Origin of the sequence: Sphingomonas ginsenosidimutans, from assembly GCF_002374835.1 — a bacterium.
In the GTDB taxonomy this organism is placed as follows: Bacteria; Pseudomonadota; Alphaproteobacteria; order Sphingomonadales; family Sphingomonadaceae; genus Sphingomonas; species Sphingomonas ginsenosidimutans.
On record NZ_NWVD01000002.1, the window covers coordinates 384,941 to 410,641 of the forward strand.

Genomic DNA, 25,701 nt, shown 5'->3' on the forward strand with positions numbered 1-25,701 from the left:
CTCCCGGATACGAAACACGGCGCGCATCACCCGGCGCGCCCGCGGGTCACCGCCCGTCAGAACGGGATATCGTCATCCAGGTCGGCCGCGCTGCGGAAGGCGCCCGCGGTCGATCCACCGCCGCCGGCCGCCGCACCCCCGCCGCCCGTCGCGCCGCTCCCCCGCGTATCCGAATAGCCCGAATAATCGTGCCGCCCCGGATCGGCCTCGCGCCGGTCCAGCAGCACCAGCGCGGCGTTGAACGCGCCCAGCACCACCTCGGTCGAATACCGGTCGACCCCCGCCTGGTCCTGCCATTTGCGGGTGCGCAGCTGGCCCTCGATATAGACCTTGCCGCCCTTGCGCAGATATTGCGTCGCGACCTTCTGCAACCCCTCGTTCATCACGACGACCGAATGCCATTCGGTGCGTTCCTTCTGCTCGCCCGTCGTGCGGTCCTTCCACCGCTCGCCCGTCGCGACCCGCATGTTCACGACGCTGCCGCCGTTCTGGAAGCTCCGGCTTTCGGGATCGGCGCCCAGATGCCCGATCAGGATGACCTTGTTGACGCTGCTCATGATTCCGACCTCTTGAAAGGATGGACCTCGAACTTCGTCGGGCCGAAGATCGGATCGTTGATGGTGATGGTGGCGCGATCGCCGTGCGCCGTCCGCCGGAACGGGAGCGCCAGCGGTTTGCCGGCGCCCTTGCAGACGATCGACGCCCCATCCACGCGCACGTCGGTGACCCAATGAAAAGCGTAGGGCGCGTTCAGGCTCGCGCCCTCCAGCATCCCCATATCGGCATCCGCGAACCGGCGAACGTAACGGCCGACGATCATCACATCATCCCCAACGCGCGCATGTAGACCTCCAGGATTGCCGTCTCTTCCTGCTGCTGCTCGCGCGGCTTGGCGCGGATGCGCAGGATCCCGCGCAGCGCCTTCGGATCGTATCCGCGCGACTTCGCCTCCGCGAACACGTCCTTGATATCCTCGGCGATGCCCTTGCGCTCTTCGTCCAGCCGCTCGATCCGCTCGATCAGCAGCCGCACCTGGTCCGCCGCCACACCCTCGACCGTCTCGCCGCTATTGTGCCCGGCCGATACGCCGGCATCATCGTCGCCCGCGTCATCACCGGCGCCGTCATCCGCCGGCGCCGGCACATACACCACCGCCCCGCCGTCGCGACGCTCGCCGATCCACCCAGCGCCGGTCAGCGCCCGCGCCATGCATTTCAGCGACGGCCCCGCCGCGCGGATATGCCCCGGCAGCAGGTCAGCCACCTCGCCCAGCGTGATCGCATCGCGCCCCACCAGCATCGCGCCCACCGCGGTCGCGACCTGCACCTCTAAGCGCGTCCTCATGCCGCCGCCTCGCGGTCGTCTTGCGCATCGACCCCGGCGAACAACCCCACCTGGTGCGCATCGACGCTGTCGAGGTTGCGCAGCGCCTGCGCGAAATAGGACGGCTTCAGCTCCACCCCCAGCCCGCGCCGCCCCATCTGCGCCGCGACGAACACCTCGCTACCGATCCCTGCGAAGGGCGACAGCACCACATCGCCCGGATTGCTCCACAGATCGACGCACCGCCGGATGACGCCCAGCTGCAACGGCGCGATATGGCGTTCGTCGGCATGATCGCGCGCGGCGCGATACTGCAGCGTGTCACCCGGATCGATATCGTCCCACACCGGGTCCGCATACCGCTGCCAGATCGCGATCGACCGCGCGTCGCCCTCCATCGTCGCCGCCGCAAGCTGCGTCGCGGGATCGTCGCCGAAATAATGCTCGAACACGCCCGACACCGGCTCGGGATTCAACCCCGGCTTGTACAGCGTGACGACATAGTCGGCATAACCCTGCCGGCTGCGGCAACTGTCCTTCTTGACCTGCTTGTGCAGCAACCCGATCGCCTTGGTGCGCTGCATCGCCGTCACCGGATCCTTACGGATGCACACCCGGCTGTGGAAGATGAACCCTTGCGCCTCCGCCGCGCGGATAAGATCGCCGGGGAAGTCCCATGTGCCGATGAAACCGTTGCGCGCCTTCGATCGCGGCATGTCCATGCAATGCATCGACACCAGCCGCCCCGGCTTCAGCACGCGATACAGGCCCGCCAGCACGAACGCGAAGTGTGCGAAGAACTCCTCGTCCGTCCGGCAATTGCCCAGGTCGCGATCACTGTTGGAATAGGTGTACAACGATGAGAAGGGCGGCGAGAACACGCTGAATCCGACGCTCTCGTCGGGCAGTTGCCCCAGCACCTCGACGCAGTCGCCATTGTACAGGCCCCAGCCGCCGCCCCCGTCGCCCTCGCGAAAGTCGATCGCATCGATCATGCCGCCTCCAGAAATGACGGCAGCGCCAGCGCCCGCCGCGCATAGCCCGCCTTCTCGCGCGCCGCCGCGCTCACCCCGACCGTCGAGAAGCCGGCCATGGCCGCGACCATCGCCTCCTGCATCCGCGCCGCATCGGCTTCCTTGCGCTTCAGGTTGGCCAGCACCGCGCCTTCGGTGCGCGCCGCGATCAGATGCGCGTCGACCGCATGCTGCTGGCCGAACCGCCAGAAACGCCGCACCGCCTGGTACAATTGCTCGAAACTGTCGTTCAGCCCGGTGAACGCCGTGTCATGACAATGCTGCCAGTTCATGCCGAACCCGCAGATCGACGGCTTGGTCACCAGCACGCGTACCTGCCCCGCCGCGAAGGCGCCCAGCACCTCTTCCTTGCGTCCCTCCGCGTCGCCCCCGCGGACCTCGACCGCGCCGGGGATCGCCCGCGCCAGCGCCTCGCTTTCCGCATTCAGGTTGCACCACGCCACCGCCGGGCGATCATGCGCCGACAGCAATGCCGCCGCCGTGTCGACGCGCGGAACGATGCTGTCGCGCCGCGCCGCCAGCCGCTCGGACAGCGTGCGCGCCTCCATCGCGAACAGCGTCGCCATTCCTGCCTGCGGCCCGTCCACCTCGACCAGATGTTCGTGCATCCGCAGCGGCGGCAGCTGATACGCCCCGTCCGTAAAGCCCAGGTCGCCCGGGCGCGTCAGCATCACCGCCCAGCTGGCGACCCAGCGCCAGAATTCGCCCTCGGCATGCCGTTTCAGTCGCCATTTCGACGTATCGCCGCCATCATGGATGAAGAACGTCGCCAACATTTCGGCGTGCGTCATCACACCCAGAAACTCGGCATGATTGCCCAGCTCCATGAAGTCGTTCGGCGCCGGGGTCGCCGATGCCGCCAGCCGGAACGCGATCCGCCGCGCACCGGCGATCAGGGCGTGGCGCGTCTTGCCGTCGAACGCCTTCAGGATGCTGCTCTCGTCCAGCACGATCCCGCCCAGCCGGTCCATGTCGAACCGCGCCAGCTTGTCGTAATTGGTGACATAGGCACCGGCCCCGCGGACGTCGCTGTCCTGCGACGCCCGCGTGACGCCGATCCCGAACTTGTCGCCCTCACCGACGAACTGCGCGGCGACGGCCAGCGGGGTCAGGATAAGCACGGGGCGATTGGTGTGCCGCGCGACCGCATCCGCCCACGCCAGCTCCATCAGCGTCTTGCCCAGCCCGGTCCCCGCGAACAGCGCCGCGCGCCCGCGCCGCAATGCCCACGGGACGATCGCCGCCTGGAAATCCGACAGTGCGGCGGGCAATCCGTCCGGCGCGGAAATCCCGGTGGGCGGATCGATCGCAGCCTTGGCGGCGAGGAATGCCGCATAGTCGCTCACGCCAGCCCCCGCATCGCCGCGGCCAGATCGGCATCCTCGAACACCCGCTCGAACATCGCCCGCGCCATCGGCAGGTCGCCGTCGCGCACGTAGCGGAAGCCATCCTCGATCGCGCGATCCTCGGTGCCAGTCAGCCCCATGTCGCGATAGGCGTCGATGATCGCGTCATCGTGCAGGGCTTCGATCACCTCGTCTTCGTCGACCGTGACGACGACCGTGATCTCCTCGTCCGCGTCGAATTCCCGCCCCGCTCCCGCGATGATCCGGTCGAGCGTCACGTCGCCGGGGATTCCCGCCTCGCGCAGCATCTTCGCCAGTTCGCCCGGCTCAAAGTGATTGTCGAAATCATAGGTGCGCATCATCATCGCCTCCCTCGTCAGACCCGCATCGGCATGATGACCGCCAGCAGGTCGGGGTCCTTGTCGCTTTCCACCCGCGCCGCCGCATTGGGATCGGCCAGCGCCATCGACACCGACGCCCCCTCGGCGAAGATCGCCAGCGTCGTCGTGAACAGCTTGTGGTCCATGCCCAGCGCCGCGGCCGTGCCGCTCGCGCTGGCGTCGATCTCCTCGACCGCCGACGATCCGCCCATGTCGCGCGCGCTCATCGTCTGCACCTCGGCATCCGGGGTCAGGTCGATGCGGATCGACCGCAACTTGCGGTCACCCTCCGCGTCCACCACCGACGCGACACCCGCCGCCGCCGACAGCAGCATGTCGCGCCCGCCCGTCATCCGGATCGCCCCCGCATCCCCGGCCGGGATGATCCGCTGGTAATCGGGGAACGTCCCGTCGACCGCCTTGGCCACGATCTGCACGCGCCCGATCGTCAGCTGGATGGCGTGTTCGTTGACCGCCACCGCCACCTCGCCGCTCGGCTTGGCCAGCAGCTTGCGCATCTGCGCCACCGCCTTGGACGGCACGATCACCTGCGGCATTCCGTCCGCGGCGTCGGGCTGGGCGCAGCGCGCCCGGATCAGCCGGAACCCGTCCGCCGCCGCCGCGCACAGCTGCCCGTCCACCAGGTGCAGGTACACGCCCATCAGGTAATAGCGCGTCTCATCGGTCGACTGCGCGACGTGGCACGCATCCAGCAGCCGCCCCAGCGACGCCGCCGGCATCGCGAATGACGTCGCGCACTCCAGCGGCTTGCGCTTGGGGAAGTCCGTCGCCGGCAGCGTCGCCAGCGTGCGCACCGCGCGCCCGCTCTTGATCGTCACCGCGCCCGCCCGTCCGTCGACCGGCGCGATCGCCAGCCGCCCCGGCTTAAGCCCGGTGACCGCCGCCACCAGCTTGTCCTTGGCGATCGTCGTCGCGATCGACCCGGCCGCCTCCACCGTGACACTCGCCTCGATGTCAAGATCGGTCGCGGTGATCGTCAGCGTGCCCGCCTCGGCCACCAACATCAGATTGGCCAGCACCGGGATCGTGGTGCGCCCGGGCACCACGTCCGCCACCTGCCGCAACGCCGCCAGCAGCGCGTCGCGCTCCACCTCCAGCGTCATGCCATCAGCCCCGTCTGCGCGCCCGTCGCCAGGATGGTCACCCGCCGCAACGTCGGCGCGGGTACGGCATGGACGACGATCAGCTTGGCCGATCGCAGCGCCAGCAACCCCGACGCCACCAGGTCGACCGGAATCCGCGCCTTCTGCGCCAGCTGCTTGTCGGTCGGGCACGGCCGCCCGAACTCCGCCGCACGCGTCAGGATCGGCAGCAGCCGGTCGCCCGCCTCGTAATCGCCCGCGTCCTGCTGACGCGGCGACAGCTTCGCGTACGCCCGATCAACCTTCGGCGCGGGCACGGGATCCTGCAGCGCCCGCGCCGTGCGCTGCGCGTAATAGCAGAACTCGCCATGGAACAGCTGGCTGCGCTGCTGGAACAGGATCACCAGCCCCTGCGCCTGCAACTCGCGCAGCCGCGCGGGGCCGGGCGCGCCCGCGGGCAGGTACGGCCGCGTCGCATAGTGGAACCGGTCGCGATGCGACGCCACCGCCAGCCAGCGGTTGACGTCGTCGACGACCGCGGTGACGCGGATGCGCTCGGCATCCTCGTCGCACGCCGGGCGCAACGCCAGGTCGATCGCGCTCATGCCGCCACCGCCCCGGCATCCGCCCAGCCCGACGTTTCCGCCTCCAGCCATCCGCCCGCCGCCGGCATCGCGAACATCCGCGCGCGCAGCCCGAAAAGACGCCACATCCTCTCTCCCGTCACGCGCGACGGGACGACCTCGCCACTGACGATCCGCTGCAAAAAACCGCCCTTCATCCGCGCCGGGCCGGTGGGCCACAGGACGCGCGCCGCACGCTCCAGATCGCCCCCATGGGTGAACGCCACCCACCGCGCCAGCTGCCGCGCGCCTTCGTTCGGCACGCGCGCCGGCAAATGCAGTTTCAGCACCCCATGCATCACCGTTCTCCCTCGATCGTCGCCAGCTCGGCATCCATCAGCGCCAGCAATTCCATCAGCTCGGCGATCTCGCCGCGCACCCGCCGCGCCTCGCGCCCGTCGATGCGGCCATCGGCCAGCGCCTCGCACAGCGCGGCGGACACATCGGCGCCCTCCTTGGCCTTGCGCGCCAGCAGCGACCACAGGTCCGCACCCGTCGCACGCGCCTCCGGCACCCGCACGAACACGCCGCCGTTGGCGCGGCACAGCGCGCGCGTCACGTGCGGCCAGCCCGATCGTTCGCTCGCCAGCGGCTCCAGCGCCGCGACGACGTCGATCGCCATGAAGCTGTCCGGCTTCGACACCGATTGATTGTCACCCAGCACGGATTTCCCGACGCGACAGAACCCCGCCGCAGCCTCCAGCCCGCCGACGCCCTTGATCGTCTCCGCGGTCGCCCGCTTCAGGTCGAGAAGCTCGGGCGTCATGCCGCCACCCCGCCGGAAATTGCGCTGGCCTTTCCGGATGACGACGCATCTGCGCAACGTGCATCAGTGGCGTTATGGATACGATCTCGCTCCATCATGCCGCCTGCTCCTGCTCGTTGGCTGTTACGCCGGCCGCCGCTACGATCGCCGCCTCATTGCCCACCAACAGGAGATCACCATGCCAGCGAAGCTCGTTGCCTTCCTGTGGCCGACCCCGGAAAACTATGCGCGCTACGTCGCCGTCAGCGACGATCGCATGCACCCGACGCACGCCGCCTTCGTCGCCGCCAACGCACCCAAGATCGAAGCATTGGCCGCGCGCGGCATCATCGTGCAGCGCGTCGAGTTCGACCCCGACGAGATGGCCGCTTGGTGCCGCCGGGAATTCGGCGCCGTCAATGCCGAGGCACGCGGCGCTTACGCGGCCACCATCCTCATGCAGCGCCATGAAAGCGGCGGACAGCCGAAACACTGACACGATCATGCGGCGTGCTCCTGCTCGATGGGGTCGCGACCCATCGGGAACACCACATCTTCGGCCGATACGGCCAAGCCGAGTTGTGCCGCTCGCGCGAGCACGCGGCGCTGATGCCCCGCTGGGACTTGCCCAGCCGCCTTCCAACTCTGAACCGTTGAAGGCGGCTGCTTGAGATGCTCGGCCATCGGCCTCACCCCACCGAACTTGTCGAAAAGCGTCTCCATGGCGAGGGCTTGTGCGACAACGTCGTACAGAAAGCAACGATTAAATCGCACATACTTTGTGCGAGATTTTCGTCACAGGGCCATATGCCTGAACTCGGCCCTGTAACCGCCCGGCTCAAAGCCCTCCGCGAACGCACCGGCATGACGGTTCGCGGGCTTGCTGAAGCTCTTCATATGCCTGCATCGTCGTACGCGGCTTACGAAGACCCGAAGAAGTTCAAGAAGCCCCTATTGCCGGTGCCTCTCACGATGAAGCTCGCTGACATTCTTGTCGAAAAGGGCGCGCCTAGGGAGCTGATACTGGGGCTGGCGGGGATTTCGCCGTCCGGCGACCTTATGGTCGAGCCAGCGGACCTTGCCGAGCAACTTGACGCAGTCCTCCTTGATGAGGTCGAGGTCGGGTACTCAATGGGCGGTGGCAGCGATATCGCGGATTTTCCCGTTATCCAGCAGGTTCCTTTCAGTCGGGCGTGGCTTAGCTCTCTCACCTCATCCCCTGCCTCTTCACTATTCGTGGCCCGAGGTGACGGCGACTCTATGATGCCAACGCTCCTGGATCAGGATATCGTCATCATCGACCGGTCGCAGAACATGATGCGGCAACAGGACCGCATTTGGGCTGTCGTATACGGCGGTTTCGGGATGATTAAGCGCTTGCGCGCCCTCCCTGATGGGTCAGTTCAGATCAACAGCGACAATCCGGCGGTTAGCCCGATCATCGCGGTTGACGGTGAAGCATTTATCGTCGGGCGAGTGGTGGCGATCGTCCGACGAATTTAGGCTGTACGATTTTTTCGTTGACCTTGTACGACTAGATCGCACATATACGGCTTCGAAAGGAGCCGCATATGCCGCGCCATCAGACCCGACAGGTTATCGAAACTCTTTACCCCGTCGAACTCGACGGCCCCGCCCAATACGAGCCGCCCGCCTGGGCACGCGGTAAAGCGGCCGACGCCGCGCCCCGCCAGCCCCGCCGCCTGCGCCGCGCCGACGAACCGGGCCGCACGCTGCCGATCTGCTTCCAGCCGCTCGACCGCGAGCCGATCCGCCCGATGGCCGATCCCGACGAACATCACCTGCGGCGCGCCATGGCCTGGGGCGCCGCCCTCTCGCTGCCCTGGTACATCGCCGTCGGCATCGCCGCCGCCATCCTCCGCGCGAAGGGGCTGCTGTGATGAGCGGGCTGCCATATGCGGATCCTGCGACCATGCAATCGTGGGCACGCGCTGTCATGGACAGCCGCTCACCGGACTTTGTGATCGGCCCTCCGCCGGCGCCTTATCTTCGGCGCTGGTGGATCGTTCCGCGCAACGAACAGTGTAACGTCTATCTCCACGAAATCCTGCGCAGTGATGACGATCGCGCGCTGCACGATCACCCGTGGCCGAACACCAGTTTCCTGCTCGCGGGAAGGTACGTCGAACACACCTATTATGGCGCCTTCACCCGTGAGGCGGGTTGGGTCGGCAGTCGCCCGGCCGATACTGCGCACCGACTGGAAATCCTTCCCGGCGAACGCGCGGTGTCGCTGTTCATCACCGGCCCAAAGGTGCGCGAATGGGGCTTCCATTGCCCCAAAGGCTGGGTGCACTGGCGCGACTTCACCGGCGGTGAACATGGCAAACTCGTTGGCCGTGGGTGCGGCGAATGATGCGCCCCCTCATCATCGACAATTTCGCCGGGGGTGGCGGCGCCTCCACCGGCATCGAACGCGCGCTGGGCTGCGCGGTGGACGTCGCGATCAATCACGATCCCGAAGCGATCGCGATGCACACCGCCAATCACCCCGACACGCGCCACCTGATCCAGTCGATCATGGCCGTCGATCCGCTCGACGCCACGGGCGGCGTGCCGGTCGCGCTCGCCTGGTTCTCGCCCGACTGCAAGCACCACAGCAAGGCGAAGGGCGGCAAGCCGCGCGAGAAGAACATCCGCGATCTGGCCTGGGTCGTGCCGCACTGGGCGGAGCGGTGCCTGAAGGGCACGCCGAACGGCCGCGGCGCGATCCAGCTCATCATCCTGGAGAACGTCGAGGAATTCCGCCAATGGGGGCCGCTCGACGCGGACGGCAAGCCGATAAAGGAACGCCGCGGCGAGGAATTCGACCTGTGGGTGCGCAAGCTGCGCCGGCTGGGCTACAAGGTCGAATGGCGCGAACTGCGCGCCTGCGACTATGGCGCCCCCACCAGCCGCAAGCGCCTGTTCCTGATCGCCCGTCGCGACGGCCACCCGATCGTCTGGCCCGAACCGACCCACGGCAAGCCCGGCTCGCCCGACGTCGTCGTCGGCCGGCGCCTGCCATGGCGCACCGCCGCCGAATGCATCGACTGGTCGATCCCCTGCCCGTCGATCTTCGACCGCAAGCGCCCGCTGAAGGACGCCACCCACCGCCGCATCGCCCACGGCGTGATGCGCTACGTCGTCAACGCCGCACGCCCGTTCATCGTCGGCACCGACTTCACCAACACCCGCGCCGCACGCGTCTTCGATCCACAGGATCCGTTGCGCACCGCGACCGCCCAGTCGGCCTATGCGACCGTCGACGCCGCGATCGTCCCGATCACCCACACCGGCGATCCCGATCGCGCGCACGATCCCGCGCAGCCGCTGCGCACCATCACCACCGCCAACGGCGGGGAATTCGCGCGCGCCACGGTGACGCTGGCCCCCCACGTGACGAAATTCCGCTCCGGCTCGGTCGGCAGCGACGCGGGCGATCCCATGCCCACCGTCACCGCCAACGGCGACAGCGCCCGCCCGGCCGGCGCCACGCCGCTGGGCGTCGTCACCGCGCATCTGGAAAAGTTCGCGGAGAACGCGCGCGGTCGCCCGGCCGACGCGCCGCTGGATACCGTCATGGCCGGCGCGCCGCGCCACGCCGCCGTCACCGCGTTCCTGTCGCACTTCTACACCAGCAACACCAACGGCGGTCGCGGCGATCCGCTCCAGCCGGCGAAGGCGATCACCGCCGAAGGCCAGCATCACGCCGTCGTCTGCGCCCACATGGAACAGGCCAGCACCGGCGGCATGATCGGCCGCGCCGTCGACCAGCCGCTGACGACGATCACCACGTCGGGGTCGCAACAGCGCCTGGTGCAGACGACGATGATCGAGGCGGACGCGCTGCCCGCCCCGCTGATGGCCCGCGCGGTGCAGGTCGCCGCCTTCCTGGTCAAATACTACGGCACCGGCTTGGGCGCCCCGGTGGATCAGCCGGTCGGCACCGTCACGACGCTACCGCGCTACGCCGTCGTCACGGTGACGATCGACGCGGTGACCTATGTCATCGTCGACATCGGCATGCGGATGCTGACGCGCCGCGAACTCGCCAACGCGCAGGGCTTCCCGCCCGGCTACATCCTCGACCCGATCGGCCCGGCCGGCAAGCCGCTCAGCATCAGCAGCTCGATCCGCATGATCGGCAACAGCGTCTGCCCCGACATGGCCGAAGCCCTCGCCCGCGCCAACGTCCGCCTGGGCGACGCCGAAGCACAGGAGGCGGCATGACCACCCATCCCACCCCAAACGACAGCGTAGAAGCGATGCAATACGAGCGCGCCTATTTCGAGCGGGGGTTCATCGCAGCATACGCATGGGCCGCCACGAAGCTTCCTTCCTCCGCCCTTAGCGACGCGGTCATTGATCACGCATGGGATCACCGCGACGAAGGCATTGATGAGGAAGACAAGCTGCCGATCGAACCGGGCCGGGGAGGTTGGCGGTGCTTCCATTGCAACGAGCATTTCACGAGCGTGCACCGCGCACGGCTGCACTTCGGACGCGATGAAACGAGCGAGCCGGCCTGCATCATCAAAACCGGCGCAGAAGGGTCGCTGCTGAAGGCGCTGCGCGAGGCGGAGGAAGCCGCCGACGACGCCATCCAGGCGATGCACGCCGAAAGTACCGACGCAGCGAAGGCGTACCATGCCCAGCGGTGTCGCCATACGCAGGCACTGACCGCCGCGGAGGAACTCGGGTACGAACGCGGCCTTGCCGATGGTCGCGCGCTATCGGCACCCCCTGTATCGAAGACGCAGGGGGTGGAGCGGGAAGCCATTGAGGCGGAATGCGCCGCTTTGCTCGCCGCGTATCTCCGCAAAGAGATCGGGCGCCTCATGCAACAAGCGGAGCATTGGGCCACGAATGGCAAGCCACTCGCCGTTCATCACCGGCTGATGAAGGCGGACGATTATTTCCAGATCCTCGTGCTCATGGAGCGCGACCCGGCGAAAGGCTGGAAGCTGCCGTTCGACGAAATCCGGGAAAGCCTGAAGCGTCCGGCGATCTATGAGCCGGGAGCGTATCCGCCGAACGCCGACCTGTACCGCTACCGCGATCCTGCGTTCGTCGTCGCCGCCCTCCACCCCACCGATCAAGAGGCTATCAGGAGAGACGCGCTCGAAGAGGCGGCGAGGGTGGCGGACGCGTGGGCCGAGCCTTTCGACAGCGATGCGACGAAGCCGATTGAATTAGCCGCGCGCAAGATCGCAACCGCCATCCGTGCGCTTATGGCCGGCCACAAAGATCCGGCAGCATTATGATCGACCCGCCGTTCGTCAACGACTGGGCCTATTGCGCCTGGGGCGCGCTGGAGGTGCTGCGCGAGCGCCGCGCCGCCATGCGCGCCCGCGTCGCCGCCGGCACACTGACGCAGGCGGAGGCCGACGACAGCATCGCCGTCGCCCGCGCGATCGTCCTGCAATGGCGCTGGGCGCTCGACCCCGCCATGCCGCCCTTCCCCGCGGCGGCCGACGATCCCGCGCCGTTCGGCGCGCGCGACGTCGACATGGCCGTCCAGCAGCGCGGCCTCGCGCAATGGCGCCGCCAGCGCGCCGATGCCGCCCCCGCCGATCGCGACGCGCGCGAAGCCGCGTTGCTGGCGGAGGCGCTGGCCTGGCATCAGGACATGGGCGGCACCGACCTGCCGCGCATCGTCCACTTCGCGCTCATCGCCCGCCGCTCGCCGGCGCAACGCTTCATCCCCGATCCGGCCGAAGACGCCGGCATCTACCGCGCGTTGGGCCTGACGCTGGACGTCGAAAGGCGCGCGGCGTGACGGTGCTTCTCACCCCGGCAGAGGCCGCCGCCCGATTGCACCTGTGCACGAAAACCTTGCGCCGCCTGCGCCGGGAAGGCCACATTCGCTACGTCGCGATCACCGATCGAAAGATTTTCTACCGCCCGGAAGACTGCGACGAATTCATTGCCAGCCGCGCACGGAAGGCCGTCGAATGTCCGTCTACAAGCCGCATCACACGCAAGGCCAAGCCACGAGCCAGCGGACGCATCCTCTCGTTCACCGATCGGCGAAAGGCTGACGACGGTGGAAGATCCGGAACAGCGTAAGGAGCGCAAGCTCGCGTGGTATCGCGCAAACAGTGAGACGATCAACGCCAAGAGAAGGGCGCGCGGACGAACTGACGAAGAGCGGGCATACGCAAGGGAATATTATGCCCGCAACCGCGACGATCTGCGTGCCGCGGCCGTAGCGCGCAAGAAGCTAATCCCGATTGAGCAGGTCCGCGAGAAGGGGCGGGCTTGGGCGGCAGCAGATCGATTGAAGAACCGCGCCAAATGGCTACTGACTGGCGCGCGATACCGATCGCGAGAGCGGGGAATGGCATGCACGATCACCGTCGCCGACATAGTGATCCCAGCCGTGTGCCCCATTCTTGGTATTCCACTCGTCATGCGTTCCGGTGGCAAGCCCCGGGCCGATGCCCCGACCTTGGATCGAATTGACAACAGCCAAGGCTACATCCCCGGCAATGTCCGGGTCATTTCCGCAAGAGCGAATAGGCTCAAGAGCGACATGACCTATGATGAAGCTCGGCTGTTGGTGGAAAGGTGGTACGCACGATGAGTGTCTACAAACCCAAGAAATCGCCATACTACCATTTCGACTTTACGTGGCAGACCAACAGATACTACGGCTCGACGGGCTGCAAGTTAAAGCGCGACGCAGAACGCTATGAGGCGCGCGAGCGCACGAAGGCGATCCATGGCGGCGGCAACGCGGCGGTCATCCTCCTCGACGACGCGTGCGGTCTCTATGAGGACAAGGTCGGCGACCTGCCCAGCTGGGCCGATACCGAACGCGCCATCAAGCATCTGATCGCCGCGATCGGCGCGGCCATGCCGCTGCGCGACATCAAGCAGCTGGACCTGATGCACCTGGTGGCGAAGCGCCGCGGCACCGGGCTGGCGAACGCCAGCGTCAACCGCGAGATCGACGTGTGGCGCGCGATCTGGCGGCACGCCGCGGACGCGGAATTCGACATCGGCCGCATGCCGAATTGGGGCAAGCTCGTGCTGAAGGTCGCGGAGAAGGCGCCGCGCGAATTGAGTGATGCCGAGGAGGTGTCGCTGTTCAGCGAAATACGCGAGGATCTGTATGCCTTCTGCGAATTCGCCCTGAAGACCGGGTGGCGAAAGAGCGAGGTGCTGGGGCTGCGATGGTCCGACATCGATTTGGGGGCGCGCACGGCCGTCACCAAGATCAAGGGCGGCGACGTGGTGCGCCGGCCCCTGACGCAGGACATGCTGGTCATCATCGCCAATCAGCCAAAGGCCGGGCCATACGTGTTCACCTATGTCGCCCAGCGCACGAAGCCGGCCTTCACCGACAAGCTGGGCCGCAAGCATCCGGCCCGGATGAAGGGCCAGCGGTACCCGATGACCGATATGGTCCTGCGCCGCCCATGGGCAGCGGCGCTGAAGAATGCCGATGTGACGGAGTTCCGCTTCCACGATCTGCGCCACACGCGGGGCACGCGCATCCTGCGAACGACCGGAAACCTGAAGGCGGCCCAGCGCGCCCTCGCTCACCGCTCGATCAAAACGACGCTGCGTTACGCGCACGCCACAGACGACGACATCCGCCACGCGCTGGAGGTCAGCGATTCCCGGACTATTCCCGAAGCCCCGAACCGCAACGCCAAGAAAGCATAGCCTTGTCAGGTGTTTAGGTGATGGTGGAACGCCGTCGTGTAAACGAGCCGCTCTACCAGCTGAGCTAAGCGCCCGGCGCGTGCGCTACGCGGGAGGACCGTCTGTATCGCGCCGCCCCCGCCGATCAAGCGAAAAGGCGCCCGCTCACACCAACGGCAGCTTCGCGTCCGCCAGCGCCGCGACATAGCGGTACATCGCGTCCCGCGCCGCCGGGCTCAGCGACACGAACGCGCGCCGGCGGTCCTGGGGGTCGGGGTGGCGGTGCAGCAGGTCGGCCGCGGTCAGCTTGCCGATCCAGCGCAGCGCGGTGGTCGGCGCCACCGCCGCCGCGATGCACAGGCTCGACACCGACACCTGCGTCCCCTCCAGCGCGGCCGCGAACAGGTCCAGCAGCATGTCCCACGCCGGATCCTCGAACAGCCCCGTACCGAAGAAACGGTCGCGCAGCCGCCGCGCGCGCAGCACGTCGCGCACCGTCGCGGCGGCGATGTCGACCGACGGCGGCGGCGCGCCGAACCGGACATGCCGGTCCGCGGCGCGCGAACCGCTACCCGCGCCGCCTTCCGCCGCGATCCGCGCCAGCAACTCGGCGATGCGCCCGACCTCCGCCTGCAACCGCGCCGCGCGCTCGCGCTCGTCGTCGGCGCTGCGTACGCGGTCGCCGGGCGAGGGGCCCGTAGTGGCGATCGCCAGCGCGGCGATCCATTCGGCCTGGTCCTGGTCGGGTGCGCACAGCAACTGCACCGCATCGGTGCGGTCGCCCAGCGTCGCGACGACCGGGTCGATCTGCGCGATCGTCATCGCCACGATCAACGGCAGCCCGCGCGCCATGCATGTCGCGTCGGTCGCGGCCAGCAACGGCGCGAGCGCGGCATCCGCCACGCCGTCCAGGATCAGCACCACCGCATCCGCCGCAGCGGGGATCACCGACGCCGCATCGCCCCCGGCCGTCGGCGCGTCGATCACCGACCCGCCGATCAGCGCCACCGCCGCCCTTGCCGCGACCGCGTCCGCACCATCGCCGCCCATCACCACGAAGCGCGCGCCGGCACTGCCCGCCAGCCCGAATTGCGATCCCATCATTCCCCGTCCACTGTCGCCATCGTCCCCACTGCCGGCCCGTGGACCGGTCGGTGCGCGTCAGTCCAGAGACTTGACGATTTCCTCGACCATCTTCTTGGCGTCGGCGAGGAGCATCATGGTGTTGTCCATGTAGAAGACGTCGTTGTCGACGCCGGCATAGCCGACACCGCCCATGCTGCGCTTGACGAACAGCACGGTCTTGGCCTTCTCGACGTCCAGCACCGGCATGCCGTAGATCGGCGAGGTCTTGTCGGTCTTCGCCGCGGGGTTGGTCACGTCGTTGGCGCCGATGACGAAGGCGACATCGGTCTGCGCGAACTCGCTGTTGATGTCCTCCAGCTCGAACACCTCGTCATAGGGGACGTTCGCCTCGGCCAGCAGCACGTTCATATGCCCCGGCATCCGCCCCGCGACCGGGTGGATCGCATATTTCACGCGGACGCCATGCTCCTTCAGCTTGTCGGCCATTTCGCGCAGGACATGCTGCGCCTGCGCCACCGCCATGCCGTAGCCCGGGACGATGATAACCTGTTCGGCCTGGCTCATCAGGAAGGCGGCATCCTCCGCGCTGCCGCGCTTCCACGGCCGGTCGACCTTCGCCGCGCCGCCCGCGCCCGCTTCGGGTGCGCTGCCGAACCCGCCAGCGATCACGCTGATGAAGCTGCGGTTCATCGCGCGGCACATGATGTAGCTCAGGATCGCGCCCGACGAGCCCACCAGCGCGCCGGTGATGATCATTGCGCTGTTGTGCAGCGTGAAGCCCATCGCCGCCGCGGCCCAGCCGGAATAGCTGTTCAGCATCGACACCACGACCGGCATGTCCGCCCCGCCGATCGGGATGATGAGCAGGAAACCGATCGCGAACGACAGGATCGTGATCGTCCAGAACACCCACGGGCTCTGGTCGACCGTGAAATACGCCACCAGCGCCAAGATCGCGGCCAGCACCGACAGGTTGATGACGTGCCGCGCCGGCAGCATGATCGGCGCGCCGCCCATGTTGCCGTTCAGCTTCAGGAAGGCGATGACCGATCCGGAGAAGGTGATCGCACCGATCGCGACGCCCAGCCCCATCTCGATCCGGCTGACCGGCAGGATATAGGCCAGCGGCGTGCCAGAGAGCGGGTCGACCAGGATACGCGCGATCCCGAACGCGATCGGGTTCAGGAAGGCGGCGGCCGCCACCAGCACCGCGGCCAGGCCGACCAGCGAGTGGAACGCGGCGACCAGCTGCGGCATCGCGGTCATCGCGATCCGCCGCGCGGTGGTGATGCCGATCACCGCGCCGATCGCGATCGCGGCAACGATCTCCAGCGCCGCGACATAGTCGATCCGCGCGATCAGCGCGGCGTAATCATATCCCTCGATCAGCGTCGTCGTGACCGGCACGTGCGTCACCAGCGTGGTGACGACGGCGATCCCCATGCCGATCATGCCGAACCGGTTGCCGCGCTGGCTGGTGGTCGGGCTGGACAGCCCGCGCAGCGCCAGGATGAAGCACACCCCGGCGATCAGGTACGCCAGCGCGACCCACGGATTGACGGCGACATGCTCCACTAGATCCTGCTCCCCCTTATATCGTCATCCCGGCGAAAGCCGGATCTTTCACCACGAGCGTGCCCTTGCGGCACGAGACCCCGGCCTGCGCCGGGGTGACGATCAATGTTTCGCGACCGCCGGCCGCTCCTTCTTCTTGTACATCGCCAGCATCCGGCTGGTGACCGCGAAACCGCCGAAGATGTTGACGCTGGCCAGCACCACCGCCAGCAGCCCCAGCCACTTGCCCCAAGTACTCCCCGCCGCCGCGCTGGCGATCAGCGCGCCGACGATGATGACGCTGGAAATCGCGTTGGTCACCGCCATCAACGGCGTGTGCAGCGCCGGCGTCACCGACCAGACCACGTAATAGCCGACGAAGCACGCCAGCACGAAGATCGACAGGATCGCGATGAAGTCCATTAATCCTCCCCGGTACGGGGAGGGGGACCGTCAGCCGAAGGCTGATGGTGGAGGGGGCGGGCCGCTTGCGCCACGATGGAAGCGGCAACCGCCTCCACGTCGCGCAACACGTCCGCCGCCGACACCCGGACGACCCTGAACCCGTTCTCTCTCATGAATTGATCGCGACCGCGATCGTGCATCCTGGCCGACGCGCCCGCGTGAATATGCCCGTCGACCTCGACCACCAATCGCGCGCGGGCACAGTAGAAATCGGCGATATAGGTACCGATCGGATGTTGCCGCCGGAACCTGATCCCGCCTGGCTGGCCGCGCAGGCGCTGCCACAGCATGACCTCGGGCAGCGTCATCGAACGCCGCAGCGACCGCGCACGCGCCACCTCGGGACGAAGCGTCCGCGGCACGCCCCCTCCACCGCTCGCCTGCGGCGAGCGGTCCCCCTCCCCTTGCAGGGGAGGATACGCCATCACGACAGCAACCGCGGGTTCACCACCGCACCGTCCCTGGTCAGGCGCACCGCGTCGCCGATCTCGTCGTCGAGTACCGGCTTGCCCGCGTCCTTGTCCCAGAAGGTCGACAGGAAATTGTAGAGGTTGCGCGCGAACAGCGCGGAGGCGTCCGCGGGCAGCCGCCCGGCGACGTTGCGATGCCCGACGATCTTCACGCCGTGGCGCTCGACGATCTCGCCCGCCACCGCGCCCTCGACATTGCCGCCGCTTTCCACCGCCAGGTCGACGATCACCGATCCGGGGCGCATCGTCGCCAGCTGCGCATCGCTGATCAGCCGCGGCGCGGGGCGCCCGGGGATCAGCGCCGTCGTGATGACGATATCCTGCTTGGCGATATGCGCGGATACCAGCTCGGCCTGCGCCTTCTGATACTCCTCGCTCATCTCGGTGGCATAGCCGCCCGACCCCTCGCCCTCGATCCCGGCGACATTCTCGACGAAGATCGGCTTGGCGCCCAGCGACAGGATCTGCTCCTTGGTGGCGGAGCGCACGTCGGTGGCGGACACCTGCGCGCCCAGCCGCCGCGCCGTCGCGATCGCCTGAAGCCCGGCGACGCCGACGCCCATCACGAACACCTTGGCGGCGGAAACCGTGCCCGCCGCGGTCATCATCATCGGGAACGCGCGGCCATAGACGCCCGCGGCGTCCAGCACCGCCTTGTACCCCGCCAGGTTCGATTGCGACGACAGGATGTCCATCGACTGCGCGCGTGTGATGCGCGGCATGAACTCCATCGCCAGCGCCTCATACCCCGCGGCGGCATAGGCATCGACGCGCGCGCGCCCTCCGTTCTCACCGGCACCGAACGGGTTCAGCCCGGCGACGATCCACGCCCCCGGCGCCGCACCGCCCAGCGTCGCGGGGTCCGGACCCTGCACGCCCAGCACGATGCCCGCGCCCGCGAGCGTCGCCACGCGATCGCCCACGCTCGCCCCCGCCGCGGCGTAATCGCCGTCGGCATAGGATGCGCCCGCGCCGGCACCGGCCTCGACCGCCACCTGCGCGCCCAGCGCCACGAATTTCTTCACCGTCTCCGGCGTCGCGGCCACCCGGCTCTCGCCGGCAGCCCCCTCCTTAAGGACCGCGATCTTCATGCCGGGCTTACGAAATCAGCCAGATGACGAGAAAGGCGAGCAGGAAGCACGCCACCGATCCGTACTTCAGCAGGTTCAGCATGCTGAAATAGGTCGCCTCGTGCGCCTTGATGTTGGCGGGGTCGGCCATGTCGATCCTCTTCTATGTGAACGTGCCTAAAGCCTAGATGGCGCGCGGCGGCTAGGCAATATCGGCTACACTGCGCTTAAGTCGGCCTTTACCCCGATCCATTACGCCCTCGCGGATCGCTTATCCTCACGGGGCACGAATGACGCGCAACGGCCAACGCCTGCTGATGCTGATCGACGCGGATGCGGCGCAACAGCGCCAGCTGTCCGCGCTCGCCGCCCGCGGCGGCTGGCGCACCGTCGCGGTGCCCGATGGCGCCGCCGCGCTGGCGCTGCTGGAGACTGCCGCGGGCCGCCCGGTCGATGCCGTGCTGCTCGATCATTCCGCCAGTGAAGAGCCGGTCGCGGACGTCATCGCGGCGCTGCACGAATGCCGCCCGGCATTGCCGGTGCTGGTGCTGACGGCGCACGAATCGGTCGCCGATGCGGTCGCGGCGATGCGCGCGGGGGCGGTCGATTTCCTGGTCCGCCCGGTCGCCCCGCAACGGTTCGTCCAGGCGCTGGAGGCCGCGCTCGCGGGCAGCGTCTCGGGCGAGCTGCGCCCGCTCACCGAAAAGATCCCCGCGCTGCTCGGCTTCGACGAGATCGTCGGATCGGCGCCCGATTTCCGCGCCGCTCTGGCGGTGGCGGCCAAGGCGGCTCGCGCGCGCGTCCCCGTGCTGATCGACGGCGAACCGGGCGTCGGCAAGGAAGTGGTGGCCGAGGCGATCCACGCCGCCTCGCCGCGCGCCGCCGGGCCGCGCGTCACCGTCAATTGCGCCGCGATCGCCACCAACCTAATCGAAAGCGAGCTGTTCGGCCACGAACAGGGCGCGTTCGCGGGCGCGTTCGAACGGCGCATCGGGCAGTTCGTCCACGCCGACGGCGGCACCCTGTTCCTGGACGAGGTCGATCACCTGCCGCTCGACGCGCAGGCCGCGCTGCTGCGCGTGCTGCATAGCGAGGAGGTCGTGCCGCTCGGCGGGCGCCATGCGCGCGCGGTCGATGTGCGCGTCATCGCCGCCACCAACAAGCGGCTGCTGGACGAGGTCGCGGCCGGCCGCTTCCGCGAAGACCTGTATTATCGCCTCAACGCCGTCACCGTGACGATCCCCCCGCTGCGCCAGCGCAGTGGCGATATCCCCGCGCTGACCCGCCACCTGCTGGCGCGCATCGCGACCCAGCCCGGGCTGCGCGAACTCGGGATCACCGACGACGCGCTCGCGCTGCTCGCCGCCTATGACTGGCCCGGCAACGTGCGCCAGTTGCAGGATGCGCTGTTCCGTGCGGCGGTGCTGTGCGAGGGCGATGCGCTGACCCGCGGCGATTTCCCGCAGCTGGCGGCGATCGGCGCGCGTCCGGCGGTGCGGCTGGCGAACGGCGCGGGCACCGCCGCTGCACCGGCGCTGGCCGCGGCGGGCGGCGTCACGCTGTTCCGCCCCGACGGCAACCTGCGCCCGCTGGAGGAGATCGAGGCCGACGTCATCCGCCTCGCCATCGGCCATTACCGCGGCCGCATGACGGAGGTCGCGCGGCGGCTCGGCATCGGCCGCTCGACCCTCTACCGCAAGCTGAGCGACCTGGGGATCGACACCGCCGCCTGATCCGGGGCAGAACGCCGCGATGCCGCCGTTCCGCCACCGCTCCTACCTCGTCACCGGCGCCGCTTCGGGCATCGGGCTGGCCGTCGCGCAGCATCTGGCGGCGAACGGCGCGCAGCGGCTGGTGCTGGCCGATCGCGATGCCGATGCGCTGGCGCGGGTCGATGTCGGCTGCACGCTCGACCTGCTGCCCGGCGATGTCGCGGACGAAGCCTTCTGGGACGCCGCCGCCTCCGCGCTGGCGGGCATCGACGGCGCGGTCGTCAACGCCGGGGTGGCGGGCGCGGGGATCATCGCCGACCTGCCCTTCGCCGAATGGCGCCGCATCCTGTCGGTCAACCTCGACGGCGCGTTCCTGACGCTGCGCGCCGCGATGCGCGCCATGCGGGGGAAGGGGGGCGCGATCGTCGCCACCACGTCTGCCGCGGGGATCAAGGCCGAACCCGGCGTCGCCGCTTACGGCGCGTCCAAGGCCGGGCTGATCCAGCTGGTGAAGGTCGCCGCGAAGGAAGGCGCCGCGGACCGCATCCGCGTCAACGCCATCGCCCCGGCGGGCGTGGAAACCCCGGTGTGGGACGCGGTGCCGATGTTCGCGGACCGCGCCGCCGCGATCGGCCGCGACGCCGCCTTCGCCGAACTCGCCGCGCTGGCCACCCCGCTCGGCCGCTACGCCAAGGCGGAGGAGATCGCCGGGCAGGTCGCCTTCCTCCTCTCCGATACCGCCGCGCTGATGACGGGCGCGGTGCTGGTCAGCGACGGCGGCTACACGCTGTAGGCGCGCGGCCCCCCGTCACCACAGCACGCCCTTCACCGGCTGCAACGGCTCGGGCGCCGGGTCGCCGATCGATTGCAGCAGGTCGATCTCGATCGTCCGGCACATCGCGTTGAGCGGCAGGTCGTGCACGGTGTTCGCGAACGGATCGACTAGGTCGTCGCCGATCGCCAGCACCGCCAGGAACATCAGCCCCGCCATCGTCGACCCCAGCGGCGTCGCAAAGCCCAGCGTCTCGACCAGCCCGATCGGCAGCAGGATGCAGAAGATGTGCGTGAACAACGTGGGGAAGAACCGGTATTGATTGGGCAGCGGGGTGTTCTTCAGCCGCTCCATCCCCCCTTGCGCATTGGCGATATCGACCAGCACGCTTTCCATCGCGCCTTGCTGGATGGTGTCGATCCAGCCGTTCTTCATCGCCAGGTTGATGCGCCGCCCGGTCCCGTCGACGATGCCGTTGGCGACATTGGTGCGGCCCAGCGCGAAATCGGCCTCGCCCTTCGACAGGAAGCGCAGCACCTCCGCATCCGGGCTCTGCTTGCGCAACTGGCAGCGCAGCGCGTTGACATAGGCGACCTGCCGCAGGACGATCGTCCGCTTCATGTCGGTCGCCTCGGGATCGGGCAGGAAATTGCGCGCCTGCCGCGCCAGGTTGCGGCTGGCGTTGATCATCAGCCCCCACAGCGACCGGCCTTCCCACCAGCGCTGGTACGCCGAATTGCTGCGAAACCCCAGGAACAGCGCCAGCGCCGAGCCGAACAAGGTCAGCGGCAACGACGGCGCCCGGAACGGCAGCACGTAATACGTGGCGGTGACGATCACGTCCCAGACGAACAGAAGAGTCAACGGCTTCCAGACTTCGCGCATGATCTGGGTATAGCGGGGCGTAGCGGTGACGATCATGCGCGGGCTAACGCACATCAATCCGCTGCGTTGCAGCAGCGGATCGCGACCGAAACGATTTGTTACGCGGCCGCATACTCCGATACGCCATCCCCCCGAACGTCATCCCAGCGAAAGCTGGGATCTCCCGCGGAGAACGCACCGCCTTCCCCGCAAAGACCCCAACCTGCGCTGGGGTGACGTCGCCGGATGACGAAGCGGGCGGCGAAAGGGGGATGACGATGGCGCCCCCTACCCGATCAACGCCCGGTCGCGCAGCCCGCGCCACACGCGCAGCGCCTGCACCGTCTCGGCCACGTCATGGACGCGCAGCAGCTGCACCCCCGCCGCCGCGCCCATCACCGCCAGCGCGATCGATCCGCCCAGCCGCTCGGCGACCGGCGCCTCGTTGCTCAGCGCGCCGATCAACCTTTTGCGGCTGGCGCCCAGCATGATCGGGCAGCCGATACCGTGGAACAGCGCCAGCGCGTTGATCAGCGCCAGATTGTCGGCCAGCGACTTGCCGAAGCCGATGCCCGGGTCGATCATCACCCGCGCGCGCTCGACGCCCGCGGCGACCACGGCGTCGACACGCGCCTCCAACCAGTCGAACACCTCGGTCACGACGTCGCGATATCCGTCGCGGCCATGCCCGCCCTGCTTGGGATCGGGGGAGTGCATCAGGATCACCGGCGCGCCGGTGCGCGCGACGACGTCCAGCGTGCGCTCGTCCCACAACAGCGCCGACACGTCGTTGACAATCCCCGCGCCCGCCGCCAGCGCCGCCTCGGCCACCGGCGCCTTGCGCGTGTCGATGCTGACCAGCGCGCCGCCGCGCGCCAGCCGCTCGACGACCGGGGCGACGCGCCGCGCCTCGTCCTCTTCCCATACCAGCGCGGCGCCGGGGCGCGTCGATTCGCCGCCGACGTCGATCAGCGCCGCGCCCGCCGCCGCCATCGCCATCCCGGCCGCCGCCGCGCCGGCGGGGTCGTCGACATGCGCGCCGCCGTCGGAAAAGCTGTCCGGCGTCACGTTCAGGATGCCCGCCACCTGCGGCTGGTCGAACCGCAGCGTCCGTCCGCCCAGCACCCATGGCGCGCGCGGCGCGGTGATCCGCGCATGGAGCAAGGCGGCGCGCTCGCCCAGCGCCGCCACCCCGGACACCGGCACGACCCGTCGCTCGCCGTCGCCGGTCACCTCATAGGCGGCGAACCACTGCATCCCCCCCGCCAGCCGCGCGGCGGCACCGTCGGGCAGCCCGACCGGCGTGTCGACGAAATGGACGGGGCGCAGGTACAGGGTCATGGTTCGCTCCTAACAACCCCGTCACGCGGGCGAAACCATCATCCCGTCACCGCGGGTCACGTCGCCCTGCACGTCCCGTCACCCCGGTGAAGGCCGGCGTCTTACCGCAGCGAAAGACCCCAGCCTTCGCTGGGGTGACGGGGCGGGGGAAAACGACAGGCCCTACGGCTGCGTCGCCAGCAGGTATGTCTGCCGCAGCGTGTCGATCGGCGCCAGCGTGCCGTCGCGCTCGACGTGCCAGAACGTCCAGCCGTTGCAGGCCGGCGCGTTCTGTACCGTCGCGCCCAGCTTGTGGATCGAACCGGTCGCGCCGCAATCGCTCGCCAGCGATCCGTCGGCGCGCACCAGCGCGCGGAACCGCCGCTTGGCGTCGGTCAGCACGTCACCCGCGGTCAGATAGCCGTTCTCCACCAGCACGCCGAACGCCACCTTGGGCTGGGTGCGCGGGCTCTGCATCGTCGCCAGCGCCGATTCGTCCAGCGGCAGCGCCGCGGCGATCCGCTCCATCGCGGCATCGACATAGGCGAGTTCGCGCTCGATCCCGATCCAGCGCCGCCCCAGCCGCCGCGCCACCGCCCCGGTGGTGCCGGTGCCGAAGAACGGATCGACCACCACGTCCCCCGGCTTGGTGCAGGCCAACAGGATTCGGTACAGCAGCGCCTCGGGCTTCTGCGTCGGGTGCACCTTCACCCCGCCCTTCTTCAGCCGCTCGTTCCCGCCGCAGATCGGGAATTCCCAGTCGGACCGCATCTGCAATTCGTCGTTCAGCGTCTTCATGCTGCGATAGTTGAACGTATATTTCGCCTTCTCGCCCTTCGACGCCCAGATCAGCGTCTCGTGCGCGTTGGTGAAGCGGGTGCCGCGGAAATTGGGCATCGGATTGGCCTTGCGCCACACGATGTCGTTGAGGATCCAGAACCCCAGGTCCTGCACCGCGGTGCCGACGCGGAAGATGTTGTGATAGCTGCCGATCACCCAGATCGTGCCATCGTCCTTCAGGATGCGGTGCGCCTCCGCCAGCCACGCGCGGGTGAAGGCGTCATATTGCGCGAAGGTATCGAACTTGTCCCAGTCGTCGGTCACCGCATCGACATGGCTGCCGTCCGGGCGGAACAGCTCGCCGCCCAGTTGCAGGTTGTAGGGCGGGTCGGCGAACACCATGTCGACCGACTTCGACGGCAGCGCCTTCATCGCGGCGATGCAATCGCCCATGACGATCTGGTCCAGCGGCAGCGGGGCCTCCGCCTCCACCGTCTGGCGCGCCTTGCGCGCGACCTTCTCGATCACCCCCATCGTTCATCCCCCGTTTCGAGGGGCGAAAGTGCGGCAAAGATGGTTTCCGTCAAGCAAACATTGGTTAACGCGACTCGGCAGGAATCCGTTGTGCAGGCGGAACATTCCGGGGCCATGACCAGATATTGAGTCTGTGCGGGCGGCGCGGACTCAACCACTGGTGTGTTGCGCGAAAGACTCAACGCCACTCGCTTCGTCGCATTTGGCCCGCGACGCGCCCACCCCCGCGCCGAATCACGCCCCCGTCGCCGGCCCCGTCAGCACCAGTTCGAGTTGCGCAACCGGCGCGAAGCTGCGCCGGTGCAGCGGCGACGGCCCATGCTGGCGCAACGCGGCGAGGTGAGCGGCGCTGCCATAGCCTTTGTTGCTGTGCCATCCGTAATGCGGATGCGCCTCGGCCGCCTGGATCATGATCGTGTCGCGGGTATGCTTGGCGATGATCGAGGCGGCGGCGATCGAGCGGCTGACCGCATCGCCGCCGACGATCGCGCTAGCGGCATAGCCCCAGCGCGGCAGGCGGTTGCCGTCGACCAGCACGTGCCCGGGCGCGCGCCCCAGCGCCGCCGCCAGTTGTTCCACCGCCAGCGTCATCGCCTTCATCGTCGCCCAGTGGATGTTGAGCGTGTCGATCTCCGCCGGCTCGACGATGCCGATCCCCACCACCGCGCAGTCGGTCAGCCGTGCGCACAGCCGCGCGCGCTCGGCGGCGGGCAGGCGCTTCGAATCGTCGATGCCGCGCGGCGTGCCGCGTTCGGGCAGCACCACCGCGGCGGCCACCACCGGCCCCGCCAGCGGCCCGCGCCCCGCCTCGTCCACCCCCGCCACCGGGGGCAGGCACAGCCGTTCGTGCTTCAGCCCGGGCAT

General features: G+C 68.5%; 33 protein-coding genes. 12 read left to right on the forward strand and 21 right to left on the reverse strand.

The features are described 5' to 3' along the window. Window positions 1-56: 56 nt before the first annotated feature. From ssb to COA17_RS07480, 10 genes are all read right to left on the reverse strand, one after another. Window positions 57-557, reverse strand: a complete 501-nt coding sequence (gene ssb / locus COA17_RS07440) for a single-stranded DNA-binding protein (RefSeq protein WP_217990999.1) — start codon at window positions 555-557, stop codon at window positions 57-59. Beyond that, window positions 554-820 (reverse strand): hypothetical protein, encoded by a 267-nt coding sequence (locus COA17_RS19320; protein ID WP_176484817.1) that lies wholly within the window; start codon window positions 818-820, stop codon window positions 554-556. The genes ssb and COA17_RS19320 overlap by 4 nt, the downstream gene beginning before the upstream one ends. Then, window positions 820-1,047: a DUF2312 domain-containing protein gene (locus tag COA17_RS19870; protein WP_245857555.1), complete on the reverse strand. Its 228-nt coding sequence runs from the start codon at window positions 1,045-1,047 to the stop codon at window positions 820-822. Before COA17_RS19870 ends, COA17_RS19320 begins: the two co-directional genes overlap by 1 nt. A 293-nt stretch (window positions 1,048-1,340) precedes the next feature. Next, complete coding sequence (locus COA17_RS07450; protein WP_096611325.1) at window positions 1,341-2,318, reverse strand: DNA-methyltransferase; 978 nt, start codon at window positions 2,316-2,318, stop codon at window positions 1,341-1,343. Further along, window positions 2,315-3,703: a DEAD/DEAH box helicase gene (locus COA17_RS07455; protein WP_096611327.1), complete on the reverse strand. Its 1,389-nt coding sequence runs from the start codon at window positions 3,701-3,703 to the stop codon at window positions 2,315-2,317. The genes COA17_RS07450 and COA17_RS07455 overlap by 4 nt, the downstream gene beginning before the upstream one ends. Then, the gene (locus tag COA17_RS07460) at window positions 3,700-4,065 is read right to left on the reverse strand and encodes a hypothetical protein (protein ID WP_141397046.1); all 366 of its coding nucleotides are present in this window, start codon (window positions 4,063-4,065) and stop codon (window positions 3,700-3,702) included. The genes COA17_RS07455 and COA17_RS07460 overlap by 4 nt, the downstream gene beginning before the upstream one ends. A gap of 14 nt (window positions 4,066-4,079) precedes the next feature. Beyond that, the gene (gene dnaN, locus COA17_RS07465) at window positions 4,080-5,207 is read right to left on the reverse strand and encodes a DNA polymerase III subunit beta (protein WP_096611331.1); all 1,128 of its coding nucleotides are present in this window, start codon (window positions 5,205-5,207) and stop codon (window positions 4,080-4,082) included. Continuing rightward, the gene (locus tag COA17_RS07470) at window positions 5,204-5,791 is read right to left on the reverse strand and encodes a hypothetical protein (RefSeq protein WP_096611333.1); all 588 of its coding nucleotides are present in this window, start codon (window positions 5,789-5,791) and stop codon (window positions 5,204-5,206) included. Before COA17_RS07470 ends, dnaN begins: the two co-directional genes overlap by 4 nt. Continuing rightward, entirely contained in the window at window positions 5,788-6,108 is a 321-nt protein-coding gene (locus COA17_RS07475) for a hypothetical protein (RefSeq protein WP_096611335.1), read from the reverse strand. Before COA17_RS07475 ends, COA17_RS07470 begins: the two co-directional genes overlap by 4 nt. Next, window positions 6,108-6,575, reverse strand: coding sequence for a phage regulatory CII family protein (locus tag COA17_RS07480; RefSeq protein WP_096611337.1), 468 nt, complete (start codon window positions 6,573-6,575; stop codon window positions 6,108-6,110). The genes COA17_RS07475 and COA17_RS07480 overlap by 1 nt, the downstream gene beginning before the upstream one ends. 37 nt (window positions 6,576-6,612) lie before the next feature. Between COA17_RS07480 and COA17_RS07485 the strand changes: the two genes are divergently transcribed. Further along, window positions 6,613-7,050, forward strand: coding sequence for a hypothetical protein (locus tag COA17_RS07485; RefSeq protein ID WP_096611339.1), 438 nt, complete (start codon window positions 6,613-6,615; stop codon window positions 7,048-7,050). Window positions 7,051-7,055: 5 nt separating this feature from the next. Here the strand turns inward: COA17_RS07485 and COA17_RS19325 are convergent, their stop codons facing one another. Continuing rightward, window positions 7,056-7,277, reverse strand: a complete 222-nt coding sequence (locus tag COA17_RS19325; protein ID WP_176484832.1) for a carph-isopro domain-containing protein — start codon at window positions 7,275-7,277, stop codon at window positions 7,056-7,058. 9 nt (window positions 7,278-7,286) lie between these two features. Between COA17_RS19325 and COA17_RS07490 the strand changes: the two genes are divergently transcribed. The 9 genes from COA17_RS07490 to COA17_RS07520 all read left to right on the forward strand — a co-directional run bounded on the left by COA17_RS07490 (window position 7,287) and on the right by COA17_RS07520 (window position 14,231). Beyond that, window positions 7,287-8,057, forward strand: a complete 771-nt coding sequence (locus COA17_RS07490) for a S24 family peptidase (RefSeq protein WP_176484833.1) — start codon at window positions 7,287-7,289, stop codon at window positions 8,055-8,057. Between the two features lie 68 nt (window positions 8,058-8,125). Beyond that, window positions 8,126-8,455: a hypothetical protein gene (locus COA17_RS07495; RefSeq protein WP_096611343.1), complete on the forward strand. Its 330-nt coding sequence runs from the start codon at window positions 8,126-8,128 to the stop codon at window positions 8,453-8,455. After that, on the forward strand, window positions 8,455-8,931 hold the full coding sequence (locus COA17_RS07500) for a hypothetical protein (protein WP_096611345.1): 477 nt from the start codon (window positions 8,455-8,457) through the stop codon (window positions 8,929-8,931). Before COA17_RS07495 ends, COA17_RS07500 begins: the two co-directional genes overlap by 1 nt. Continuing rightward, entirely contained in the window at window positions 8,928-10,787 is a 1,860-nt protein-coding gene (locus COA17_RS07505) for a DNA cytosine methyltransferase (RefSeq protein ID WP_096611347.1), read from the forward strand. The genes COA17_RS07500 and COA17_RS07505 overlap by 4 nt, the downstream gene beginning before the upstream one ends. Then, on the forward strand, window positions 10,784-11,821 hold the full coding sequence (locus COA17_RS07510; protein ID WP_141397047.1) for a hypothetical protein: 1,038 nt from the start codon (window positions 10,784-10,786) through the stop codon (window positions 11,819-11,821). Before COA17_RS07505 ends, COA17_RS07510 begins: the two co-directional genes overlap by 4 nt. Beyond that, window positions 11,818-12,336, forward strand: coding sequence for a hypothetical protein (locus COA17_RS19330; RefSeq protein ID WP_176484834.1), 519 nt, complete (start codon window positions 11,818-11,820; stop codon window positions 12,334-12,336). The genes COA17_RS07510 and COA17_RS19330 overlap by 4 nt, the downstream gene beginning before the upstream one ends. After that, a complete protein-coding gene (locus COA17_RS19335) occupies window positions 12,333-12,626 on the forward strand; it encodes a helix-turn-helix domain-containing protein (RefSeq protein WP_176484835.1) in 294 nt (97 codons plus the stop codon). The genes COA17_RS19330 and COA17_RS19335 overlap by 4 nt, the downstream gene beginning before the upstream one ends. Continuing rightward, window positions 12,604-13,143: a hypothetical protein gene (locus COA17_RS18750; RefSeq protein WP_141397048.1), complete on the forward strand. Its 540-nt coding sequence runs from the start codon at window positions 12,604-12,606 to the stop codon at window positions 13,141-13,143. The genes COA17_RS19335 and COA17_RS18750 overlap by 23 nt, the downstream gene beginning before the upstream one ends. Continuing rightward, complete coding sequence (locus COA17_RS07520; RefSeq protein ID WP_245857530.1) at window positions 13,128-14,231, forward strand: tyrosine-type recombinase/integrase; 1,104 nt, start codon at window positions 13,128-13,130, stop codon at window positions 14,229-14,231. The genes COA17_RS18750 and COA17_RS07520 overlap by 16 nt, the downstream gene beginning before the upstream one ends. Before the next feature lie 144 nt (window positions 14,232-14,375). Here COA17_RS07520 and COA17_RS07525 read toward each other — a convergent pair whose 3' ends face one another. The 6 genes from COA17_RS07525 to COA17_RS07550 form a co-directional block, all read right to left on the reverse strand. Beyond that, window positions 14,376-15,314: a MarR family winged helix-turn-helix transcriptional regulator gene (locus COA17_RS07525; RefSeq protein ID WP_096611353.1), complete on the reverse strand. Its 939-nt coding sequence runs from the start codon at window positions 15,312-15,314 to the stop codon at window positions 14,376-14,378. Window positions 15,315-15,371: 57 nt separating this feature from the next. Then, window positions 15,372-16,871, reverse strand: coding sequence for an NAD(P)(+) transhydrogenase (Re/Si-specific) subunit beta (locus COA17_RS07530; RefSeq protein ID WP_096611355.1), 1,500 nt, complete (start codon window positions 16,869-16,871; stop codon window positions 15,372-15,374). Window positions 16,872-16,973: 102 nt separating this feature from the next. Then, complete coding sequence (locus COA17_RS07535; RefSeq protein ID WP_096611357.1) at window positions 16,974-17,273, reverse strand: NAD(P) transhydrogenase subunit alpha part 2; 300 nt, start codon at window positions 17,271-17,273, stop codon at window positions 16,974-16,976. Next, window positions 17,273-17,677 carry an endonuclease domain-containing protein gene (locus COA17_RS07540; RefSeq protein WP_339345539.1) on the reverse strand — a complete coding sequence of 135 codons (405 nt, stop codon included), beginning with the start codon at window positions 17,675-17,677 and terminating at the stop codon, window positions 17,273-17,275. Before COA17_RS07540 ends, COA17_RS07535 begins: the two co-directional genes overlap by 1 nt. Before the next feature lie 62 nt (window positions 17,678-17,739). Beyond that, window positions 17,740-18,876, reverse strand: a complete 1,137-nt coding sequence (locus tag COA17_RS07545; RefSeq protein WP_096611361.1) for an NAD(P) transhydrogenase subunit alpha — start codon at window positions 18,874-18,876, stop codon at window positions 17,740-17,742. 7 nt (window positions 18,877-18,883) lie between these two features. Next, window positions 18,884-19,006, reverse strand: a complete 123-nt coding sequence (locus COA17_RS07550; protein ID WP_082740447.1) for an aa3-type cytochrome c oxidase subunit IV — start codon at window positions 19,004-19,006, stop codon at window positions 18,884-18,886. A 139-nt stretch (window positions 19,007-19,145) separates the two neighbouring features. Here COA17_RS07550 and COA17_RS07555 point away from each other — a divergent pair, with 139 nt between their 5' ends. Continuing rightward, window positions 19,146-20,588 (forward strand): sigma-54-dependent transcriptional regulator, encoded by a 1,443-nt coding sequence (locus tag COA17_RS07555; protein WP_066484969.1) that lies wholly within the window; start codon window positions 19,146-19,148, stop codon window positions 20,586-20,588. A 19-nt stretch (window positions 20,589-20,607) separates the two neighbouring features. Then, window positions 20,608-21,360: an SDR family NAD(P)-dependent oxidoreductase gene (locus COA17_RS07560; protein ID WP_096611363.1), complete on the forward strand. Its 753-nt coding sequence runs from the start codon at window positions 20,608-20,610 to the stop codon at window positions 21,358-21,360. Window positions 21,361-21,375: 15 nt separating this feature from the next. Here COA17_RS07560 and COA17_RS07565 read toward each other — a convergent pair whose 3' ends face one another. From COA17_RS07565 to COA17_RS07580, 4 genes are all read right to left on the reverse strand, one after another. Then, window positions 21,376-22,260 (reverse strand): bestrophin family protein, encoded by an 885-nt coding sequence (locus tag COA17_RS07565; RefSeq protein WP_096611365.1) that lies wholly within the window; start codon window positions 22,258-22,260, stop codon window positions 21,376-21,378. Between the two features lie 231 nt (window positions 22,261-22,491). After that, a complete protein-coding gene (gene folP, locus COA17_RS07570) occupies window positions 22,492-23,544 on the reverse strand; it encodes a dihydropteroate synthase (RefSeq protein WP_096611367.1) in 1,053 nt (350 codons plus the stop codon). A 162-nt stretch (window positions 23,545-23,706) separates the two neighbouring features. Continuing rightward, window positions 23,707-24,837, reverse strand: coding sequence for a site-specific DNA-methyltransferase (locus COA17_RS07575; protein WP_066484956.1), 1,131 nt, complete (start codon window positions 24,835-24,837; stop codon window positions 23,707-23,709). Window positions 24,838-25,071: 234 nt separating this feature from the next. After that, the gene (locus COA17_RS07580; RefSeq protein ID WP_096611369.1) at window positions 25,072-25,701 is read right to left on the reverse strand and encodes a ribonuclease HII; all 630 of its coding nucleotides are present in this window, start codon (window positions 25,699-25,701) and stop codon (window positions 25,072-25,074) included.

What these genes read in the sequence shown, in the direction of transcription:
- COA17_RS07500 (WP_096611345.1), top strand. Translation starts at nt 8,455, where the DNA reads ATGAGCGGGCTGCCATATGCGGATCCTGCGACCATGCAATCGTGGGCA.
- COA17_RS07480 (WP_096611337.1), bottom strand. Translation starts at nt 6,575, where the DNA reads ATGACGCCCGAGCTTCTCGACCTGAAGCGGGCGACCGCGGAGACGATC.
- COA17_RS07505 (WP_096611347.1), top strand. Translation starts at nt 8,928, where the DNA reads ATGATGCGCCCCCTCATCATCGACAATTTCGCCGGGGGTGGCGGCGCC.
- COA17_RS07450 (WP_096611325.1), bottom strand. Translation starts at nt 2,318, where the DNA reads ATGATCGATGCGATCGACTTTCGCGAGGGCGACGGGGGCGGCGGCTGG.
- COA17_RS07560 (WP_096611363.1), top strand. Translation starts at nt 20,608, where the DNA reads ATGCCGCCGTTCCGCCACCGCTCCTACCTCGTCACCGGCGCCGCTTCG.
- COA17_RS07545 (WP_096611361.1), bottom strand. Translation starts at nt 18,876, where the DNA reads ATGAAGATCGCGGTCCTTAAGGAGGGGGCTGCCGGCGAGAGCCGGGTG.
- COA17_RS07525 (WP_096611353.1), bottom strand. Translation starts at nt 15,314, where the DNA reads ATGATGGGATCGCAATTCGGGCTGGCGGGCAGTGCCGGCGCGCGCTTC.
- COA17_RS07580 (WP_096611369.1), bottom strand. Translation starts at nt 25,701, where the DNA reads ATGCCCGGGCTGAAGCACGAACGGCTGTGCCTGCCCCCGGTGGCGGGG.
- COA17_RS19320 (WP_176484817.1), bottom strand. Translation starts at nt 820, where the DNA reads ATGATCGTCGGCCGTTACGTTCGCCGGTTCGCGGATGCCGATATGGGG.
- COA17_RS07550 (WP_082740447.1), bottom strand. Translation starts at nt 19,006, where the DNA reads ATGGCCGACCCCGCCAACATCAAGGCGCACGAGGCGACCTATTTCAGC.
- dnaN (WP_096611331.1), bottom strand. Translation starts at nt 5,207, where the DNA reads ATGACGCTGGAGGTGGAGCGCGACGCGCTGCTGGCGGCGTTGCGGCAG.
- COA17_RS07510 (WP_141397047.1), top strand. Translation starts at nt 10,784, where the DNA reads ATGACCACCCATCCCACCCCAAACGACAGCGTAGAAGCGATGCAATAC.
- COA17_RS07475 (WP_096611335.1), bottom strand. Translation starts at nt 6,108, where the DNA reads ATGCATGGGGTGCTGAAACTGCATTTGCCGGCGCGCGTGCCGAACGAA.
- COA17_RS19325 (WP_176484832.1), bottom strand. Translation starts at nt 7,277, where the DNA reads ATGGAGACGCTTTTCGACAAGTTCGGTGGGGTGAGGCCGATGGCCGAG.
- COA17_RS07470 (WP_096611333.1), bottom strand. Translation starts at nt 5,791, where the DNA reads ATGAGCGCGATCGACCTGGCGTTGCGCCCGGCGTGCGACGAGGATGCC.
- COA17_RS07535 (WP_096611357.1), bottom strand. Translation starts at nt 17,273, where the DNA reads ATGGACTTCATCGCGATCCTGTCGATCTTCGTGCTGGCGTGCTTCGTC.
- COA17_RS07495 (WP_096611343.1), top strand. Translation starts at nt 8,126, where the DNA reads ATGCCGCGCCATCAGACCCGACAGGTTATCGAAACTCTTTACCCCGTC.
- COA17_RS07575 (WP_066484956.1), bottom strand. Translation starts at nt 24,837, where the DNA reads ATGGGGGTGATCGAGAAGGTCGCGCGCAAGGCGCGCCAGACGGTGGAG.
- COA17_RS07565 (WP_096611365.1), bottom strand. Translation starts at nt 22,260, where the DNA reads ATGATCGTCACCGCTACGCCCCGCTATACCCAGATCATGCGCGAAGTC.
- folP (WP_096611367.1), bottom strand. Translation starts at nt 23,544, where the DNA reads ATGACCCTGTACCTGCGCCCCGTCCATTTCGTCGACACGCCGGTCGGG.
- COA17_RS07555 (WP_066484969.1), top strand. Translation starts at nt 19,146, where the DNA reads ATGACGCGCAACGGCCAACGCCTGCTGATGCTGATCGACGCGGATGCG.
- COA17_RS19330 (WP_176484834.1), top strand. Translation starts at nt 11,818, where the DNA reads ATGATCGACCCGCCGTTCGTCAACGACTGGGCCTATTGCGCCTGGGGC.
- COA17_RS07460 (WP_141397046.1), bottom strand. Translation starts at nt 4,065, where the DNA reads ATGATGCGCACCTATGATTTCGACAATCACTTTGAGCCGGGCGAACTG.
- ssb (WP_217990999.1), bottom strand. Translation starts at nt 557, where the DNA reads ATGAGCAGCGTCAACAAGGTCATCCTGATCGGGCATCTGGGCGCCGAT.
- COA17_RS07485 (WP_096611339.1), top strand. Translation starts at nt 6,613, where the DNA reads ATGACGACGCATCTGCGCAACGTGCATCAGTGGCGTTATGGATACGAT.